The sequence below is a fragment of the Candidatus Woesearchaeota archaeon genome, from assembly GCA_016187565.1.
Lineage (GTDB): Archaea > Nanobdellota > Nanobdellia > Woesearchaeales > JACPJR01 > JACPJR01.
In genome coordinates, this window is the sequence record JACPJR010000014.1 from 30,619 (window position 1) to 48,963 (window position 18,345).

Genomic DNA, 18,345 nt, shown 5'->3' on the forward strand with positions numbered 1-18,345 from the left:
GCAGGTGAACACTATGGAGAAGAAAGAATCCCATTTGGTGTGGGTTAAAAAGCGTGATGGAAGACTGGTTGAATTCAATAAAGAGCGTATTTTGCATGCTATTATCAAGGCATCACAGGCTGTTGGTGGTTCTGACCTTAAAGAAGCAGAGTTATTAACTGACAAGGTTGTCACTGTTCTTGAATATAAGTTTGGTGCAGATAATGTTCCGAGTGTTGAGGATATCCAAGATATTGTCGAAAAAATCCTCATTAAGACCGGTCATGCAAAGACGGCAAAGGCATATATCCTTTATCGAAAGCAGCATGAAAAAATACGAACGACGAAAGGAACCTTTCTTGAAGTCAAGGAATCAATGGATGAGTATCTCCAAAAAACTGACTGGCGAGTCTATGAAAACAGTAATGCAGATTACTCCTTTTCTGGTCTTATGTCACACGTGTCAGGAAAGATTATTGCAAATTATGCCCTGAATGAAATCTATTCTGACCGGGTGGCAAGTGCCCATCGTAATGCTGATATCCATATCCATGATCTTGGCTTTGGTGTTGTCGGCTACTGCTGTGGATGGTCATTAAAGAATCTTTTGCTTATGGGTTTTGGTGGTGTCTCTCGAAAGATACGCTCAAAACCACCCAAACATCTTGAAGTCGTTATCATTCAAATGGTTAATTTTATGGGAACCATGCAGATGGAACATGCCGGTGCGCAGGCATTTTCTTCTGTTGATACCCTTCTTGCTCCCTTTGTCAAGACCGATAACCTTGATTATCGGACCGTCAAACAGAATGTCCAGATGTTGATTTTTTCCCTGAATGTGCCCAGTAGATGGGGATGCCAGGCACCTTTTACGAATGTTACCTTTGACTGGGCTGTTCCCGAGGATATGTTCGATGAGCCTGCGATTGTTGGAGGCGAACAACAAAACTTTACTTACGGCGAATGCCAAAAAGAGATGGATATGATTAACAAGGCATTTATTGAGGTAATGTTGGAAGGGGATGCTGATGGTAGAACCTTCTTTTATCCTATTCCGACCTATAATATTACCAAAGATTTTGATTGGGATAGTGAAAATGCCAATCTTCTCTTTGAAATGACGTCTAAGTACGGAACGCCTTATTTTCAGAATTTTGTGAATAGCTCATTAAAGCCTTCAGATATCCGGAGTATGTGTTGTCGATTGCAGCTTGATCTTAAAGAACTTCGTAACAAAATGGGCGGTCTTTTTGGAGCAGGGGATCAAACCGGAAGTATTGGTGTAGTAACTATCAACCTTGCCCGTCTAGGGTATTTGTCGCATAGTGAAGAACAGTTTCTCGAACGCCTTGATCTCATGCTAGATATTGCCAAAGAAAGTCTTGAGACAAAGCGAAGAATTGTTGAGGCAAACCTTAAGGCAGGACTCATGCCCTTTACCAGGAAATTCTTAGGGAGCTACCGTAGCCATTTCTCAACGATTGGTATTAATGGTATGCACGAAGCACTCCTTAACTTACTGGGAAAAGGAATTGAAACCCCTGAAGGGAAGGCATTTGCAGTAAAGACTCTTGGTTTTATTCGTGAAAAAATGCGCGTATTTCAAGAGCAGACAGGGAATCTGTATAATCTTGAGGCCGTACCCTGTGAATCCGCTACGTATCGTTTTGCAAAGAAAGACGTGGAAACCTATCCTGACATCATTACTGCGGGAACAAAGGAACGGCCGTATTATACGAATTCAACGCATCTGCCCGTAAACCATACTGAGGATGTCTTTGAATCACTGGAACATCAGGATGCCTTGCAAACCCTGTATACTGGAGGTACGGTCCTCCATTGTTTCTTGGGCGAACGTCTCGACAATTTCCAGACAACGAAAAAACTGGTCAAAACCATTGCCCATAATTTCCATCTTCCGTATTTTACCATTACACCCACCTTTAGTGTTTGTCCTGAGCATGGATACATTAAAGGAGAGCACTTTACCTGTCCCTGTTCAGTAAGTGATGCAAACACGCATGAAGTAAAGGATGGAAAATCCTCGGTTACTCTGGAGGTGAGAGTATGAGATGCAACAAGAAAACAGAAGTCTACAGCAGGATTGTCGGTTATTTTCGTCCAGTCGAAAACTGGAACATTGGAAAAAAACAAGAATTTACCGATCGTGTTGAATACACAGAACCTGCGAGCTTAAAGCATGCAACCCTCCTGGAGCATTAGTCCTGCTTGTCCGGCTTATGATAGTCATTTACCGACTGGTGTGCCCTCCGTAGGGAAGTATCCTCCGCTCAAAGGACTTCAGAAGACAACACTGATAGACTACCCGGGGATGATTGCCTGTACGGTCTTTTTGGGTGGGTGCAACTTCAGGTGTGGTTATTGCTATAATTCCGATTTGGTATTACGTTCGTTACATCTACCGACTCTTTCTCCCGAAGATTTTTTTTCTTTTCTCACGAAGAGAAAAACATACCTTGAAGGGGTTTGCATTACCGGTGGCGAACCAACCCTCTATGGAGCTTCTCTGGTGACATTTTGTCAAAAGATCAAAGAGCTTGGTTTTCTGATAAAGCTCGATACCAATGGTACCAATACTGCTTTGCTCAAGGAACTTCTTGCCCAAGATCTTATAGATTATATTGCCATGGACATCAAGGCTTCGCTCGACAGGTATGAGCAGGTTGCAGGTGTAGCTGTTGATACCCATGCACTTCAGGAAAGCATTTCCATTATCATGCATACAACCACGTATGAATTTCGGACCACTGTGGTGCCTGATGTCATAAATGCAGAGGTCATCCATGGGATTGGGAAGTTAATTAACGGAGCAAAGCAGCATTTCATCCAACAGTTTCGACCGGATGGAAAGACCATTGATCCTCGCTATCAGCAACTACAGCCGCTTTCTCTTGAAACCTTGAAAACCTTTCAAACGATTTTGCAAGGTTATGTCACCAACGTTGGTATTCGAGCGTGATTGAAGACGTGAATGTATATTTACACGTTATCGTGGTGTTGTGATCAATGCCTTACTTTTTGCCAAGCAAATATTTATAAAGATAGGATTACTTATTTCTCAGATTCTCGTGAGAGAGGCACTGTGGCAGTAATGAACCATAGCAGGGAAAAAGAGGGAATTCAATGAACCGTTTTTTAGGAACGCTCCAGCATTTTCTTCGAGTTTCTTCGTTAAAATTGTCACTGCTTTTCTTCCTAGTCCTTTCTTCCTATAATATGATTTTTACCTTAAGTTTTCAAGAAGGCACTTTTTTCCATATGCTGATTGGATTGGTTTCATTACCCTTTTTCCCAATCCTTTTTGTGATTTATGAGATTGTCAAGCTCCTTCCCTGTGATACCTTTGAAGTGTTGGGAGTTTGTGCAACGGCAGCTTCAACAACACGTTTTATCATCATCCTTTTCCTTTCCTATCTTGGAGCATGTTTTATAGCGCTCCTTTGGGAAAAATGGAAAGCACTACAGCCAGATAAAACAAAAGTACTCCAAGGTCCTGAGGATCAAAGCCATGCACGTAGTGTCTTTATTGTGCAGATACTCTTAATGTACGTTGCTGCAGCACTTTTTATTTCAGTGGTTTATACACTAGAACAATTACTTTAAGGAAACGAATGATCCGATCCATTAATAAGATTGCGAGTTGAGGTTGTAATGTTAACTGACGACCTTATTGCCTATGTCAAGGCACAAAAGGAGCAAGGAAAGACAAAAGAACATATACTCTGTGAAGGACTTGACAAGGGCTTTCATGAGCAGGAGTTGGAAGAAGCTTGTGATTACTTACGTTGGCGTTCTGCAAATCCAAAACTTCAGGATACTTCATTTGTTCAGCGTACGGTTATGGCAGTAGCACTTCCTATCCGTGCTCTTCCAGATCGTCCTCTCTTAAGAAAACTTTTGGGAGGTTCATATCCAAAAATTCGACCATATCTCACAACCCTTGTTTTTATCGAGCTTTTTGTTATTGTTCTTGGCGTTCTTGCCTTACTGAGCATCCAACTCGCCATTCCTTACCGAACTACTTCTCTTGATTCTCGGTCTCAAGTTTCGCTCGATGATGACAGCCCATTATCAGGGAGTGCGTATCAAACCCTTCTTCGTGAAGAAAAAACCTGTGGCAATGGTATCCTTGACTCTGGAGAGGTATGTGATCTCGCAATAACAGACACTTGTGGAACCTGTGATGATCAGAATGCATGCACGGTAAATGTTAAGAGAGGAACAGACTGCCAGACAACATGTACTTTTGAAGCCATTACCACCTGTACCTCAAATGATGGATGCTGCCCTGAAGGATGCTCAACCATTGATAATGATTGCGTAACAAAACAATGCACTACTAATAATCAATGTGATGATGCAAATTCCTGTACCATTGATCAGTGTTTGTCTTCTCAAATCTGTTGGTATAACCCAATTACCCAATGTGTTACTGGTGATGGTTGTTGTGCTTCAGGGTGTCATGGATTAACAGATGCAGACTGTAGTAAAAAGATGTCGTGATCCTCACAAATTTCCCGTAATGAAACTTGTTGAGAAAGATGTGAAATAACTCCATCAAGATGGAGTCTACCAAACTCTGCTAATAGTTCATCAATGTCATCTTCTCTCATTAAGTCTACAATGCTATCTGCCATAACCCTATCTCTCTTATCTACCAAAGATGTTCTATACGAAAAATTTGCAAATTGACTTGGATCATAGGGTGTTTCGTTTTTTCCTCCATAATATGCTAATGGGGCAGTTAATGGAGAAAAAAAGCATTGAGCAAAGTATTTTATTCTTTCCCCAGTAGACATATTCGTAAATGGATCATCTGCTTTTTCTAAAGCATGAACATTGTAGCCTCTTTCTTCAGCAATATCTCTAATCGAATCATACCATCTTCCATTTCCTAAATGTTGATAAAACAACGTTATTTCAAGAGGTTTAAAACATGCTAACGCATAAAGTAGATTTCCAAATGACATATTCTGTAAATGACCACTTCCTGATTCCTCTGCAAAGTGTTGATGTTCATCAACCAGCTTCTGTGCCATTTCATATTCTGTTTTGTTATAATCATGATTTTCCCCAACCAGTGTTAACTCTTTCTCCTCGCCATCAATATCAATGTGGTATCTCCTTACTTCAAGATATTGGACAGTTTTTCCTTGTTCTATTCTTAGGGAATTATATCTAACGAAATCATAACCAACATGAGCAGATACTGCTACATATGAAGCTACGTACAGTCCGATTCCCTGTTTCCATACAATGTTCGCAATCTTTTTAACGTCTATGTTCACATTATTAACCTCACATTATACCCTTATTCTAGAGCCGGATTTTTTCTTCTCGCTACGACAATATGGTTAGTTTCATTGTAACTTACGACATATCCTCTCTCAATAAGTTTCATGACTCTATTTAAATCAACAATCCTAGCTCCTAATTGTACGTCAATAGCAGTTGCTGCTATTCTTTCTAATTCCTGTTCAGTCATTCCTAGCGAGTCGCGTGCAAAGTTACTCAAAAGATCACAGTCAACACCTTGTCGCGGTGCATTAATATTGGCATCATAATTTTGATTCATCTTTCTCACATACCAGTTGCACAAGAGATTCTGTGATCGTGAAGGTGTAGGAGAAATAGTCTCATGGCAACAACCTTTTCCCGCTATCATCGGGACGTCATGTTCTGTTCCATACTGAATAACTTTATCTGCAAGTGTTCCACAAGCCTTGTGAAAGGTCACTACATCAAATGCACGAGTTCCCCATCTGAATCGGTAAACGTCTCGTTCAAGAAAATGTACTCGTGAATTTCTTTCTCCTCTGGCTCTTTTTTTTGCTTTTGCAATGTACTTCTGGATATCATCAAATCCATAGACTTCTACTTCAGGAAAAAGCTCTGCTATTTTTAATGTTCCTTTTCCTGATCCACAACAAAAATCAGCAAGATAAGTGGGAACCATTTGTTGTTCTCTAGCTCCTTGTTCAAGTCCTTCCAAGAGTGGATGATTTCCTTCCCAAAACTCTCGATATGTTGCTCGAGAAAGTTCTCTAACAAAGCCGCCATAGTCCCGTGGGAAATGATAGTTAACTCTCCGCATCTCTGCCAAGCCTGTTTCCAGGTCAGCTCTTACTGCCTCCTCGCGTTGTGGTATTAACGGTAGCCGTCCCATACTCTGGCAAACCTTGTATGCTTTATAAACGTTTATAGTGTAACTTTTTGACTAGCACAAACTATTTAAATCGCAACTCTTTTTACTTTCGAATGATCTTTGTCCTTCAAGAACTCATTGACATGCTGATTATGATTGCCTTTATTGGCTTTATTTTCAGCGATCTCTTTAAGCCTGCACGACAACTGATTGATCAAACTGCTGTATCCTCAGGATTTGACTGGCATGATTTTTTCTTTGGTTGTGCTGTAGCCGCACCAGCTATTGTTTTTCATGAACTTGCACATAAGTTCGTTGCCCTGAGTTATGGAGTTCAAGCAACCTTTCATGCGGCCTATCTTTGGCTTTTGGTTGGATTAGTTCTCAAATTATTACATGTTGGGTTTATTTTCTTTGTTCCCGGCTACGTCAGTTATTATACTGCCGGGTTAAGTTCATTAAATGTATCTGTCATTGCCTTTGCAGGGCCTTTTATGAACCTTGTCTTATGGCTCGGTTCATGGTTCATGATTAAACAACGTTTAGTGAAAAAGAAAAAGACCTTGCTTCTTATGCATGCAACAAAACAGATTAATATGTTTTTGTTCTTCTTCAATATGCTCCCCATTCCACCATTTGATGGCTATCAAGTCTTTGCCGGATTGTTTAAACTATTTTTTTGATCAAAGTTTATTTGATCCTAGAGATACTTTACCGTAAATACCCTGACTTGTAAATACCATAAATTTCCGCAAACATATCCACTAACCTTTGTTGATCATAGTTCTGTAATAATCTTGTTATCCCGGATCCATCCTGAAATTTCTCTTTTGTTGTACCCTCAATGAATCCATCAAGGTCTTCTCCCACAAACATTGCATGAACAAGATGCTGTTTGATGGTGTCATAGCTCGTTATATGTGGTATTCTAGTCATTACTCTTGCGATTTCTCTGGTAAAGTAGGGAGATTCTAACCGTATGCCATACTGTGCAAACATCTTTCCCATACGAGCCGTAGCATGCTTTGCTAATCCACCACGGCCTAATTCTCGATCCAATTTCTTTACCCCAAAGGTCAAGGCCTCTCGAAAATGAACATCTCCTTTATCTTCAGTACCATATCCTGAATCCCGTGGATTAAGCCCATAATCATTGATCATTTCATTAGGCCCTTCACCGCAGAAAACCGTTGTTATGCCCTCAGCTTGAATAGCTCGGCCTATCAGGGACATTGCTACGGCACAAAACATATTGTCTTTCTTTGGATTTCCGCTTACTTTTAATGATTCTCGTACGACATTCTCCAACACTATGCCCTCAGCGATTCTTTTTGTATACTGTTGTTCTCTTTCTGGATTGTATCTTTCCAGAGTTATTGTTATGCCTGTTTCATCCTCGCTTACCTTGACTTCTGTTAGATCAAGATAAAATCGTTTGGCAAGTTCTCTGCTTCTTACCACGTCTGGGTTATCGTCATCAACTTTTAAGGTGTATGCAATAATTCTTTTCTGTCGTGTTTGATCCCTTTCCTGTTCCCTAACTTGGGAAAGCACGTAACCAATGCTCATACTGTCGAGCCCACCTGAAAGCAGTAATCCAATATGAGTGTCATCAATTGTTGCCATTCTTTCTGCCACTGATCTATCTAAGAGTCTTCGTACTTTCTTTCCTACGTCAGCAATGTTCCTATAATCGATAGAGTCTGAGGATAAGGTTGGTGGATCATACTTCTCCAATGTTGGTCCTCTTTCTTCATCGAGTGGCGAGGCTGAAGCAAAGGTGGCATTATTGACCGTAACTCGGGTATTGTTTGATACTGCCCGTACCCATTCCCAGCTAAACACCCTTTCCTTCTTCTCCAAATAATCCTTGAGATCTGCAATATTGTGACCAACAATAAGCTCACCTGCATTTATGTCAATATAATAGTGAAGGGGATTCTCTCCAAGAAAGTCTCGTTCAAGGACTACGTTGTTTCTGGTTTCTTTCATTGTTGAGAAGCGATACCCAACACTGGGGAATATACCCTTTTGTCGAATATCAATTACTCTAAAGGATTGGGCCATATTACTCCTTTGAAGTTACACTGACTATATTAAACTATTTCCTATTTTTTTTTACAAAATCGTTAAATTTATATTAAAAAAGCGATTTATTATAGTTATGTCCCTCTCGCTTGATGTGAAAAATAGAAAGATCCTCTACGAGCTCGATATCAATTCCCGACAATCAAACTCTGAAATCGCTAAAAAAGTAGGGCTTTCCAAACAGGTTGTTGGTTTCAGAATTAAACGACTTATCAAAGAAAAACTCATTTCTTTTTTTTATTCCGTCATAGACATTTCAAAACTTGGATTTACCGTTCATAAAAACTTTCTTAGACTCCAAAACCTTGACAAAGGAAAAGAAAAAGAATTACTTGCATTTTTAGTCAATCATCAGAATGTTGTTTGGGTTGCTCATTGTGATGGGAGGTTTGATCTTGCCTTTGGTACCTGGGCCAAGGATATGGCATTTCTTGATAAGACTATAACAGAATTGAACAAGTTGTTTGGGGCTTATATTGCTGAGCGACAAATCGCTACCATCATTCGAGGTGAATACTTTATTCGTGATTATTTAGCTCATGCAAAAGAACCCAGTGCGTATCGTGAATCTTTTTTTGGTGCTGTCCCTACTCCTCTCACACTGGATACCTATGATTGGAAGATACTATTCCTTCTTGGGAAAAACTCACGAACATCTGCTGTTTCTCTTGCAAAAGAAGTTTCCTTGAGTGCTGATGCTGTTGCAACACGAATAAGAAAACTAGAAAGATCAGGGGTCATACGCCATTATAACATTGTTCCTAATGAAGCCTGTTATCCTTTCCTGCACTATAAAGTCCTTATTGGATTTAGAAACATCACTGAACAACGACAGCAGGCATTACGTGAATACTGCAGATTGAATCCACATATTGTTTATATTGTGAAGTCCTTGGGCCCTTGGGAATTTGAAATTGATATGGAGGTTCTAGATGCAGAGCAATTTCGGGAAATTATGATGGAGATTAAGACAACATTCAATGATATTCTCAAAGATTATTCTACCCTGCACATCTATCAGGTGTATAAGTACAATTTCTGTCCGAGTATTCAACCATAAGATCTCCCATTTCTCAGTAGCGTCTGAATATTAGCATTAGCTGCAACAACCGTTACTGAACTATCTGCTCTAAAGTTTACGAGAGAAACTTCATCATGGCCTTGGTAATAATGACCTCCTTCTGTTCTTGAACGAAGAGCGCTTCCACAGGTTCCTTCTTGCGTTCGTTCCAGAAGATAACTAATGAATCCCCCATGAGTGTTGACTACCCATGTACTCATTCCCTGACGAGCATAGGTTGTTCCCATTGCAAGAATCTCTTGAACCCGTTCTTGGATGCTTTCGAGACTCTCAATACCAAAATGCTCTTCGAGTTGCCTTCTCAAAGGCGGAGGTAGAAGTTCGATACCAGGTCTAATCCTTCTTACTATCTCACCCAATCCTCTTTCTCGGCATTGTGCAACTACTTGCTCTGCACTACAGCCTTGTAGTGATCCATAATGTACTTCTCTCAGAAATCCATGGGTGGCATATCCTTGGTGATCGGCTGTTGCTGCAAATCGTTGTGCATAATCAAGTGTATCTGTTCCTCTTCTAAGATCGGTTGAATCAATCTTTGCTGGTTGAAAATAATCCAACAGTAATCCAATATTTCTGGCATCGACTGTTCTTCCTCTTTCCGTCAGGGTTCCATCACGCTGTCCATCAATTTCTCTGTTTCTGTTTGCAACGGTTTCCCCATGTCTCAATAAAACAGCAAGCATTCATGCGTGCCATTTAAACTTATTAATAAATATTCTGTTTCACCCTTAGTATCTCCGATTGGTGAGTTAGATTTTCGTCGATTTCTTCTTTGGTGCCAAAAAAACTCCAGCAATGCTACTATAGTTACAAAAATAAAACACTCACCACATAGCCGATGAGAACACCGACCACCAAACCGAAAAGCAGCTCAATATAAAACCATTCGCTTTTAAACAGCTTCAAGAGTTCATCACGCTTGACATATTTTTGCAGCCAAATGATACGTTGTTCAACAACGAGCATCATGTCTTCTCTTCGTTGAATGTTTCTTATCTGTTCTGCAAGCTCCTCATCTTGAATAACCCATTTAACCCATTCATAAAAATCATTTTTTTCATTGTTAACATGATGGTAAAACATCTCGTCCGGCATAGCCGCAAGCGCATCGTCAAGTTCTTCTAGACTTCTTAATTCGTGCCCCATATGCAAGCGAAAATATTGGTGGCTATCTTCAATGGGTTGTAAGATCTCTTGTGCTTTTTGTTGTTCCATAATCTCAACCTCGGAATAGTTAATATTTTATAGTCAATATTTTACTTATCTTTCTCCAAACATTTTTCTAGACTTGGATTTTTCTCAACATATGTCGCATTATTGATTTTTGAAGATGATGTCTACCGGGGTTTTCAAGGATTTGATTTGCAAGATCAATCTCATGATAAACATCATGAATCCAGTTGTAAAAATCATTGCGAGATTCATTAACATGATGATGGTAAATATCATCTCCCATAGTATCAAGAGCATCGACGAGCTCTAATAAATTCTTCAACCGTCGACCATCCATTAACACAAAATGAACATCTTCATGAACATCATGAAACAGCTTATTATTAGTAAGAGTTCGCGTTACATCAAGGAGAGTTTCATCAAGCGGCACATCAATGTGCTTCACTGTTGTTATAGGAATGTGAACCTCTTTTTTTGCCGTACTTTGATCCTTGAGTAACGTTTCATTAGGTATTGTTCCATTTGTTTCATGCTTGATAGGAGCTATTCTATGCTTATGCTCTGCTATTGTTTTGTTTCCAGATCTATGTTTTCTCCCCATAGGGATCACCTCATTTCTTGACTCGTCAACTCGTTCATCACCTACTGGCTAATATCATATTAGGCTAGGTAATTCTTTTTTTTAGATCAGCAATAATATTCATAAACGTGATGTATGCTTCATAAGGACTGTCATACGGGTTGAAATACTTGTGAACATCCCCGTCAGCAAACCATTTCGTGCACATGTAGTAAAAATGATCGCTGGTTTGCAGTCGACGCCAGTCTTTCAAAAGCTCCGGATTTTTTGACGCTTTAATTGGTGCTTCCAGTGTGTAAAGTTCTCGAATTGCAGCTTGTTGCATAGTATTTCCCAGCCATGCACTCACATCACGCTCAATATCAGCCCACGAAATAGGATTATGGATATCAAGTTCTCCTACCGGTTCAAATTGATGGATAACTTCACTGGGCAAAAGAAAAAAGTTATCAGAATGCTTTAAGATCTCGTGAGGAAGATGCTCGAGAAATGCAAAAATGCCTGTCTCTTCCCATTGATGTTCACCGAGTGTTTCATAATCCATGAAAAGATTAACAATATGACCATTCCCATTAATAGCAGAAAGCCACTGACTAAATTTTGGCGCGGTTAATGGCCATTCGCTCCAATCACGACTACTGAAGCGGAAGGCAATATCATCAGATAATCGGTAATTCTTAAGCAGCAATTTCAATGCATTTGTTGTTTTTGCGCGGTAGAGAAAATTAGGACTTTTCCATCCGAGAATATGATCAGCACCCTCTGCAAGAACACCTTGATACCCCATTTTTTCAACATGATGGGCAAGCTCATTATTATAGATCAGTTCAGTATTTCGAAAAATAACTGGTGTCTTCCCAAAGGTCTGCTGCATCAGTTCATGATGCTGTTGAACCTGTTCATTGAATTCATCTCTCGCATAGAGATATGCTAAAGAATGGTAATATGTTTCTCCCAAGAATTCAACACATCCTGTTGCAGCAAGCTGACGAAAACTTTCAAGAACTTCGGGAACGTAATGAGCACATTGTTCAAGAAATATACCGGTAATACTAAAGGAAACTTTAAAGGAACCATTATTTTCTTTGATAAGTCGATGTAAAAGTGCATTTGCAGGGAGATAACACTTTTTTGCAACCTTCTGCATAATCGTCTTATTTTTTTCCTCATCAAAATACTGATGATTATGACCTATATCAAACACTCGGTAATTTCGTAACCGACAGGGTTGATGAACTTGAAAATAAAAACAAACGCCAACGATCTTAACTCACCTCTCGTGAAGCTATTTGCTGAAAGACTTGTTCATAAACAGAGACGCATCGTGTAGCAGCAGTATCCCATTGAAATGTTTGTACCTCATCTTTCCCATTCATGCTTAAACAATCATGAAGTGGCTGATGGTGAATAACCGCGTGCATTGCATTAACCAAAGCATCAACATCCCAAAAGTCAACCTTTAAGCAATGATGTAAGACTTCAGAAACACCTGACTGCTTTGAAATAATGACCGGAACATTATGATACTGTGCCTCAAGAGGCGTTATGCCAAAAGGTTCAGAAACAGAGGGCATAACATAAACATCTGCCATACGATACATTTTACTAACGTCTTCTCCACGAAGCTGGCCCGTAAAGAAAATCTTGTGTCCAATGCCTAATTCTGCTGCCTTACTGATAAGATACCCTTCCATATCTCCGCTTCCAGCCATAATAAAAGTAACCTTGTCATCTAGCTCTAAGACCTTTTTAGCTGCATACAAGAAATAATCTGGACCTTTTTGGAGTGTCATTCTACCGAGAAATAACACTACCTTATCATCAGTCCACCGAGAGCTAAACTCATCCAAGGACGGAGAAAAAAATGAATTATCAAGTGCATTGTAAACAACAGAAATCTTTTCAGGCGGAATGCCGTAATGCTGGACAATCATGTTTTTGGTGTAGTTACTTACCGTAATAATATGATCAGCAGCATGCATTCCTGTACGCTCTATGGCATAAACTGCTTGATTGCAATTTCCACCTCCACGGTCAAATTCAGTTGCATGAATATGGACGACCATGGGTTTATGTGTTTCCTGCTTAACAAGCATAGCTGCAGGAAAGGTCATCCAATCATGGGCATGAATAATCTCAAAAGGATGATCCTTTACCAGCTCTGCAATAGCCATGGCATACCGGTAAACCTCCTGAAAGAGGTCCTTGCCATAAAGAGACTTCCCCTCGTGAGCATTCTTTCGTACGAGATAAGCATCGGGACTATCATAAGGAACAAAAAAAGCAGGAACTCCACGAATCATCCTGAAATGATCTGAAGGAACAAGAAAGTTAACATGAGGTATGACGATGCCTTCAGGTTGCTGAGGAAGGACAATGGTAATATCGACGCCATTATTGACTAAACCTTTGGTGAGACCGTGGCAGGCAGTACCAAGTCCGCCTTGATTAAAGGGAGGGAATTCCCACCCGAACATAAGGACACGCATTTTACTCTTAAATACCTCTTTTTTCTGTGCCCGATACTGACAAAAAGATGCTATACGATACTAAAACATCTTAGTCCTAACATTATGAGGAACTAAGAGCATACTTTCTATTGGTTCGGCTTATACTCGGTGTTTTACTAATGCAGCTGGGCACATTGAAGAAGATCTCCTTTATTAAGCTTTCTCTTTAACGGGAAAGTAGTAAGAATACGAAAAGGAATATTTTTATAGAAGACCTTTCCTGTTTATGAAAGAAATCAATGAAAGACCGGTGAAAGAGGTGAGGGCAATGGACATCACAGGAAAGATCGATTCAATGCTTGTCGAAAAACGACATTTTTCTCCATCGCAGGCATTTCGAAAGAATGCTCATATAGGTTCTTATGAAGAATATCAGAAAAGATATCAACAGTCTATCAAAGATCCAGAGCAATTCTGGGGAACCATTGCCAAAGAATTAGAATGGTACAAACCTTGGAGGAAGGTCTTCGCCTCTCCTAAGAAACCCTTTGTCCAGTGGTTTGTTGGAGGAAAAACAAATGTCTGTGCTAATTGTCTAGACAGACACCTCACGACAAAGGTAAAAGATAAAATAGCTATTCTCTGGGAAGGAGAAAATGGAGAAAAACGGTCCTATACCTACGAACAGTTACATCGTGAAGTCTGCCGATTCGCGAATCTAATGAAGGCAAAGAACATCACCAAAGGAGACCGTGTCTGTATCTATATGCCCATGATCCCTGAACTCGCTATTGCCATGCTCGCTTGTGCAAGAGTTGGTGCTATTCATAGCGTTATTTTTGGCGGATTCAGCGCAGCATCGATAAAAAAAAGAGCACAAGATAGTGAAGCAGCCATGATCATTACTGCAGACGGAGGCTTTCGCCATGGAAAAGTCATACCCTTAAAACCAAATGTTGATGACGCATTACAAGACTGTCCATCCGTAAAAAAAGTCATTGTTTTTCAATGGGCAAAAAATAAGGTTGCTATGAAAAAAGGAAGAGATAGTTGGTGGCATGAGGAAATAAATCAACACCAACAAAATGGTATGCCTAAACCAGAACCAATGGATGCAGAGGACCCGTTGTTTATTCTTTACACCAGTGGTACGACAGGAAATCCCAAAGGAGTTATCCATGCAACTGGCGGGTATATGGTGTATGCCTACCTCACTACTAAATATATTTTTGATCTTAAAGACAACGATATTCACTGGTGCACGGCAGATTGTGGCTGGGTTACCGGACATACCTATCTTGTTTATGGCCCGCTGCTCAATGGAGCAACAACCGTTATGTTTGAAGGTGTTCCCAACTATCCACAACCAGACAGATTTTGGGAGATCGTTGAACGATACAAAGTGACCATCTTCTATACAGCACCTACTGCAATCAGAGCAATGATGAAAGACGGAGATACCTGGCCAAAGAAACATAATCTCAGTTCACTACGGCTCTTGGGCAGTGTGGGAGAGCCTATTAATCCCGAAGCATGGATGTGGTATTACACGGTAATAGGAAACAAAAAATGCCCTATTGTTGATACCTGGTGGCAGACAGAAACAGGAGGAATTCTTATTACACCGCTTCCTGGTGCTATTGATCTCAAACCTGGATCTGCAACCCTTCCCTTTTTTGGTATTGAGCCAGCTGTTCTCAAAGAAGATGGAAGTGAAGCAGGAACAAACGAAGGAGGCTATCTTGTCATCAAGAATTCATGGCCTGCAATAGCAAGAAGTGTTTGGAAGGATCCAGAACGGTATGTCAAAACCTATTTCAGCAAATTTAAGAATATGTATTTGACCGGGGATGGCGCAAAAAAAGATGAAAACGGATATTTTTGGATTATGGGAAGAATCGATGATGTTGTCAATGTCTCGGGTCATCGTATTGGCACCGCAGAGGTAGAAAGTGCTTTGGTAAGCCATACATCAGTGGCTGAAGCTGCTGTTGTACCCATGCCACACAACGTTAAGGGTCAAGCCCTCTATGCTTTTGTCACCCTCAAAACAGGAAAGCAAAAATCGGATAAACTCAAGGAAGAGCTCAGTCTTCATGTTAGAAAAGAGATCGGACCTATTGCACAGCCGGATAAAATCCAATTTGCAGACTCACTGCCAAAAACAAGAAGCGGAAAAATCATGCGCAGGATTTTACGGGCAATTGCAGAGGGAAGTACTGAATTGGGTGATACCACAACACTTGCCGATCCCAGTGTCGTTGAGCAGTTACTCAAAGAACGGCAATAATAAAGATTTAAATACTTTGTTGGTTTTGGATGTATACACTGGTCACAAAGACAGAAGTAGATTAAAAAAAGAAGGGGGTTATCCTATGGACAAAGCAAAACAGTTCATTCTCTGGTTTAACCAACTTGGCATTGAAGATGTTCCATTCGTGGGAGGAAAAAATGCTTCGCTTGGTGAAATGTACCGTCATCTCACGCCCAAAGGTATTAACATTCCCAATGGCTTTGCTGTTACTGCTCATGCATATCACTATCTTCTGAAAAATGCGGGGATTGAAACTAGAATCAAAGAAACGCTCTCGGATCTGAATACACGAAATATGCGTAATCTATCACAACGCGGACATAAAGTGAGAGAACTCATTAAATCAGTTGAGTTTCCTAAAGAACTTCAGAACGAGTTGTTTGCTGCGTATGAGAAACTGTGTAAACAGTACGGCGAAGATACTGACGTTGCTGTTCGAAGCTCAGCAACAGCAGAAGATCTTCCTGACGCAAGTTTTGCAGGACAACAGGAAACATACCTCAATATTAAAGGAAAGCATGCGCTCCTTGAAGCATGCAAGAAATGTTTTGCTTCGCTCTTTACCAATAGGGCAATCTCCTATCGGGTTGATAAAGGCTTTGATCATTTTGCCGTGGGATTATCTATTGGTATCCAAAAAATGGTTCGCTCTGATTTAGCAGGTAGCGGTGTTATGTTCTCTATTGATACCGAGTCTGGTTTCAAGAATGTCGTCTTCATTACCGCAGCCTATGGGTTAGGAGAAAACGTTGTCCAAGGTGCGGTAAATCCTGATGAATACTATGTCTTTAAGCCGACCTTAAAGCAAGGGTATAAGCCCATTCTTTCCAAAAAGCTTGGAGAAAAAGCGGTAAAGATGATCTATGATCTTCATGGGAATAAAAACACGATCAATGTCCAAGTCGATGCCGTAGATCGTATGCGCTATGTGCTCAGCAATGAAGAAATCCTAACATTAGCTCGTTGGGCATGCACTATCGAAGATCACTATAGTAAAAAGGCAGGGAACTATAAACCCATGGACATGGAATGGGCAAAAGATGGATCAACAAATGAGTTATTCATTGTTCAAGCACGTCCTGAGACCGTTCACTCACAAAAAACACGCAATGTGTATGAAAGATACAAACTCCAAGAGAAAGGAAAAGTCCTTGTTACGGGAAGCAGCGTCGGTGACAAAATAGGTGCAGGAAAGGCTACTATCATCAAAAATGTTAGTGAGATTGGTCGTTTCAAAAAAGGCCAGGTTCTTGTTACCGATATGACTGACCCTGATTGGGAACCGGTTATGAAAATTGCAGCAGCAATTGTCACGAATAGGGGTGGAAGGACGTGTCATGCAGCCATCATCAGTCGTGAATTAGGCATACCCTGCATGGTAGGCACCGATAATGGCACAGACGTCATAAAACAAGGACAAGGAGTAACCGTAGATTGCTCACAAGGAGAAACTGGCTTCGTTTATGAGGGACAACTTAAGTTTGATATCGAACGAATGAACCTAGATGAAGTACCACAGACAAAAACAAAAATCATGATGAACGTTGGTAATCCGGAAAAGGCATTTGACCTCAGTTTTTTACCCAGCCAAGGTGTGGGGCTTGCGCGTCAAGAATTCATCATCAGCAACTACATCAAGGTACATCCTCTTGCCATAGTCCATTTCAACCAGTTGAAGGATGAAAGCCTCAAAGAGCAGATTGAGTCGCTTACCAAAGGATACCCAGATAAAACCAGTTTTTATGTAAGCAAACTTGCCCATGGGATTGCAATGATCGGTGCTGCATTCTATCCGCACGATGTTATTGTCCGTTTAAGTGATTTTCGGAGCAATGAATATGCAGATCTTGTTGGTGGGCGTCTCTATGAACCTACAGAACGTAATCCCATGATTGGCTGGAGAGGCGCTTCCAGGTACTATGATGACCGTTATCGTGAAGCATTTGGGCTAGAATGTAAAGCACTTGCTTTAGTGAGAGATCTGATGGGCCTTACCAATGTTAAGATCATGATACCATTCTGCCGAACAGTTGAGGAAGGAAAAAAGGTGTTGGTAGAGATGGAAAAATATGGACTGAAACGTGGAAAGAACGGGTTAGAAGTATATGTGATGTGTGAAATACCCTCGAACGTTATTCTCGCAGACCTCTTCGCTGATATTTTTGATGGGTTTAGTATTGGTAGTAACGACCTTACGCAGCTAACGCTCGGACTCGATAGGGATTCAGAACTTGTCGCTCATATCTTTGACGAGCGTAACGAAGCAGTACGAAGGCTTATTAAGCAAGTCATAACTGTAGCAAAAAAGAAAAAAAGAAAAATTGGTATCTGTGGAGATGCTCCAAGCTCATTTCCAGAGATTGCAGAATTTCTTGTTGATTGTGGCATTGACAGTATTTCATTAAGTCCTGATGCTATCATCAAAACAACATTGACCATTGCTGCAGAAGAAAAGAAGCGAAAAAAGAAACAACTGAAGTAACGATTGTAAAAAGGCAATCATAACATTCAAGA

At 40.4% G+C, this 18,345-nt stretch carries 15 protein-coding genes and 1 pseudogene; 8 read left to right on the forward strand and 8 right to left on the reverse strand.

All coding sequences use genetic code 11. The features are described 5' to 3' along the window. Nucleotides 1-13 precede the first annotated feature (13 nt). The 4 genes and pseudogenes from HYW21_04475 to HYW21_04490 all read left to right on the forward strand — a co-directional run bounded on the left by HYW21_04475 (nt 14) and on the right by HYW21_04490 (nt 4,503). Nucleotides 14-2,202, forward strand: a pseudogene (locus tag HYW21_04475) (ribonucleoside triphosphate reductase). Continuing rightward, nucleotides 2,180-2,959: an anaerobic ribonucleoside-triphosphate reductase activating protein gene (locus HYW21_04480; GenBank protein ID MBI2548579.1), complete on the forward strand. Its 780-nt coding sequence runs from the start codon at nt 2,180-2,182 to the stop codon at nt 2,957-2,959. The pseudogene HYW21_04475 and the gene HYW21_04480 overlap by 23 nt, the downstream one beginning before the upstream one ends. Before the next feature lie 164 nt (nt 2,960-3,123). Beyond that, nucleotides 3,124-3,603 carry a hypothetical protein gene (locus HYW21_04485; GenBank protein MBI2548580.1) on the forward strand — a complete coding sequence of 160 codons (480 nt, stop codon included), beginning with the start codon at nt 3,124-3,126 and terminating at the stop codon, nt 3,601-3,603. Nucleotides 3,604-3,651: 48 nt separating this feature from the next. Then, nucleotides 3,652-4,503 (forward strand): hypothetical protein, encoded by an 852-nt coding sequence (locus tag HYW21_04490; GenBank protein MBI2548581.1) that lies wholly within the window; start codon nt 3,652-3,654, stop codon nt 4,501-4,503. Here the strand turns inward: HYW21_04490 and HYW21_04495 are convergent. Both HYW21_04495 and HYW21_04500 read right to left on the reverse strand, forming a co-directional pair. Then, entirely contained in the window at nt 4,461-5,288 is an 828-nt protein-coding gene (locus HYW21_04495; GenBank protein MBI2548582.1) for a hypothetical protein, read from the reverse strand. The genes HYW21_04490 and HYW21_04495 overlap by 43 nt on opposite strands. Nucleotides 5,289-5,311: 23 nt before the next feature. Next, nucleotides 5,312-6,166, reverse strand: coding sequence for a methyltransferase domain-containing protein (locus HYW21_04500; GenBank protein ID MBI2548583.1), 855 nt, complete (start codon nt 6,164-6,166; stop codon nt 5,312-5,314). Nucleotides 6,167-6,258: 92 nt separating this feature from the next. Between HYW21_04500 and HYW21_04505 the strand changes: the two genes are divergently transcribed. Next, nucleotides 6,259-6,828 carry a M50 family metallopeptidase gene (locus HYW21_04505; protein ID MBI2548584.1) on the forward strand — a complete coding sequence of 190 codons (570 nt, stop codon included), beginning with the start codon at nt 6,259-6,261 and terminating at the stop codon, nt 6,826-6,828. A 28-nt stretch (nt 6,829-6,856) separates the two neighbouring features. On the opposite strand, the gene HYW21_04510 is transcribed toward HYW21_04505, so the two are convergent. Beyond that, nucleotides 6,857-8,212: an asparagine synthase gene (locus tag HYW21_04510; protein ID MBI2548585.1), complete on the reverse strand. Its 1,356-nt coding sequence runs from the start codon at nt 8,210-8,212 to the stop codon at nt 6,857-6,859. A gap of 97 nt (nt 8,213-8,309) precedes the next feature. Between HYW21_04510 and HYW21_04515 the strand changes: the two genes are divergently transcribed. Next, nucleotides 8,310-9,293, forward strand: a complete 984-nt coding sequence (locus tag HYW21_04515) for an Lrp/AsnC family transcriptional regulator (protein MBI2548586.1) — start codon at nt 8,310-8,312, stop codon at nt 9,291-9,293. Here the strand turns inward: HYW21_04515 and HYW21_04520 are convergent. The 5 genes from HYW21_04520 to HYW21_04540 form a co-directional block, all read right to left on the reverse strand. Continuing rightward, nucleotides 9,284-9,997, reverse strand: coding sequence for a phosphoglycerate mutase family protein (locus HYW21_04520; GenBank protein ID MBI2548587.1), 714 nt, complete (start codon nt 9,995-9,997; stop codon nt 9,284-9,286). The two genes, HYW21_04515 and HYW21_04520, sit on opposite strands and share 10 nt — an antisense overlap. 124 nt (nt 9,998-10,121) lie before the next feature. Further along, on the reverse strand, nt 10,122-10,529 hold the full coding sequence (locus HYW21_04525) for a hypothetical protein (protein ID MBI2548588.1): 408 nt from the start codon (nt 10,527-10,529) through the stop codon (nt 10,122-10,124). Between the two features lie 67 nt (nt 10,530-10,596). Continuing rightward, a complete protein-coding gene (locus HYW21_04530; protein ID MBI2548589.1) occupies nt 10,597-11,088 on the reverse strand; it encodes a hypothetical protein in 492 nt (163 codons plus the stop codon). 64 nt (nt 11,089-11,152) lie between these two features. Beyond that, nucleotides 11,153-12,331, reverse strand: a complete 1,179-nt coding sequence (locus HYW21_04535) for an alpha-amylase (protein MBI2548590.1) — start codon at nt 12,329-12,331, stop codon at nt 11,153-11,155. Nucleotide 12,332: 1 nt separating this feature from the next. Beyond that, a complete protein-coding gene (locus HYW21_04540; GenBank protein ID MBI2548591.1) occupies nt 12,333-13,556 on the reverse strand; it encodes a glycosyltransferase family 4 protein in 1,224 nt (407 codons plus the stop codon). A 289-nt stretch (nt 13,557-13,845) separates the two neighbouring features. Between HYW21_04540 and acs the strand changes: the two genes are divergently transcribed. Both acs and ppsA read left to right on the forward strand, forming a co-directional pair. Continuing rightward, on the forward strand, nt 13,846-15,807 hold the full coding sequence (acs, locus tag HYW21_04545) for an acetate--CoA ligase (GenBank protein MBI2548592.1): 1,962 nt from the start codon (nt 13,846-13,848) through the stop codon (nt 15,805-15,807). Nucleotides 15,808-15,892: 85 nt separating this feature from the next. Beyond that, nucleotides 15,893-18,313, forward strand: coding sequence for a phosphoenolpyruvate synthase (ppsA, locus tag HYW21_04550; protein MBI2548593.1), 2,421 nt, complete (start codon nt 15,893-15,895; stop codon nt 18,311-18,313). Nucleotides 18,314-18,345: the final 32 nt, after the last annotated feature.

Coding starts and splice junctions, on each gene's coding strand:
- HYW21_04480 (MBI2548579.1), top strand. CDS start 2,180: ATGCAACCCTCCTGGAGCATTAGTCCTGCTTGTCCGGCTTATGATAGT.
- HYW21_04485 (MBI2548580.1), top strand. CDS start 3,124: ATGAACCGTTTTTTAGGAACGCTCCAGCATTTTCTTCGAGTTTCTTCG.
- HYW21_04490 (MBI2548581.1), top strand. CDS start 3,652: ATGTTAACTGACGACCTTATTGCCTATGTCAAGGCACAAAAGGAGCAA.
- HYW21_04500 (MBI2548583.1), bottom strand. CDS start 6,166: ATGGGACGGCTACCGTTAATACCACAACGCGAGGAGGCAGTAAGAGCT.
- HYW21_04505 (MBI2548584.1), top strand. CDS start 6,259: ATGATCTTTGTCCTTCAAGAACTCATTGACATGCTGATTATGATTGCC.
- HYW21_04510 (MBI2548585.1), bottom strand. CDS start 8,212: ATGGCCCAATCCTTTAGAGTAATTGATATTCGACAAAAGGGTATATTC.
- HYW21_04515 (MBI2548586.1), top strand. CDS start 8,310: ATGTCCCTCTCGCTTGATGTGAAAAATAGAAAGATCCTCTACGAGCTC.
- HYW21_04520 (MBI2548587.1), bottom strand. CDS start 9,997: ATGCTTGCTGTTTTATTGAGACATGGGGAAACCGTTGCAAACAGAAAC.
- HYW21_04525 (MBI2548588.1), bottom strand. CDS start 10,529: ATGGAACAACAAAAAGCACAAGAGATCTTACAACCCATTGAAGATAGC.
- HYW21_04530 (MBI2548589.1), bottom strand. CDS start 11,088: ATGGGGAGAAAACATAGATCTGGAAACAAAACAATAGCAGAGCATAAG.
- HYW21_04540 (MBI2548591.1), bottom strand. CDS start 13,556: ATGCGTGTCCTTATGTTCGGGTGGGAATTCCCTCCCTTTAATCAAGGC.
- acs (MBI2548592.1), top strand. CDS start 13,846: ATGGACATCACAGGAAAGATCGATTCAATGCTTGTCGAAAAACGACAT.
- ppsA (MBI2548593.1), top strand. CDS start 15,893: ATGGACAAAGCAAAACAGTTCATTCTCTGGTTTAACCAACTTGGCATT.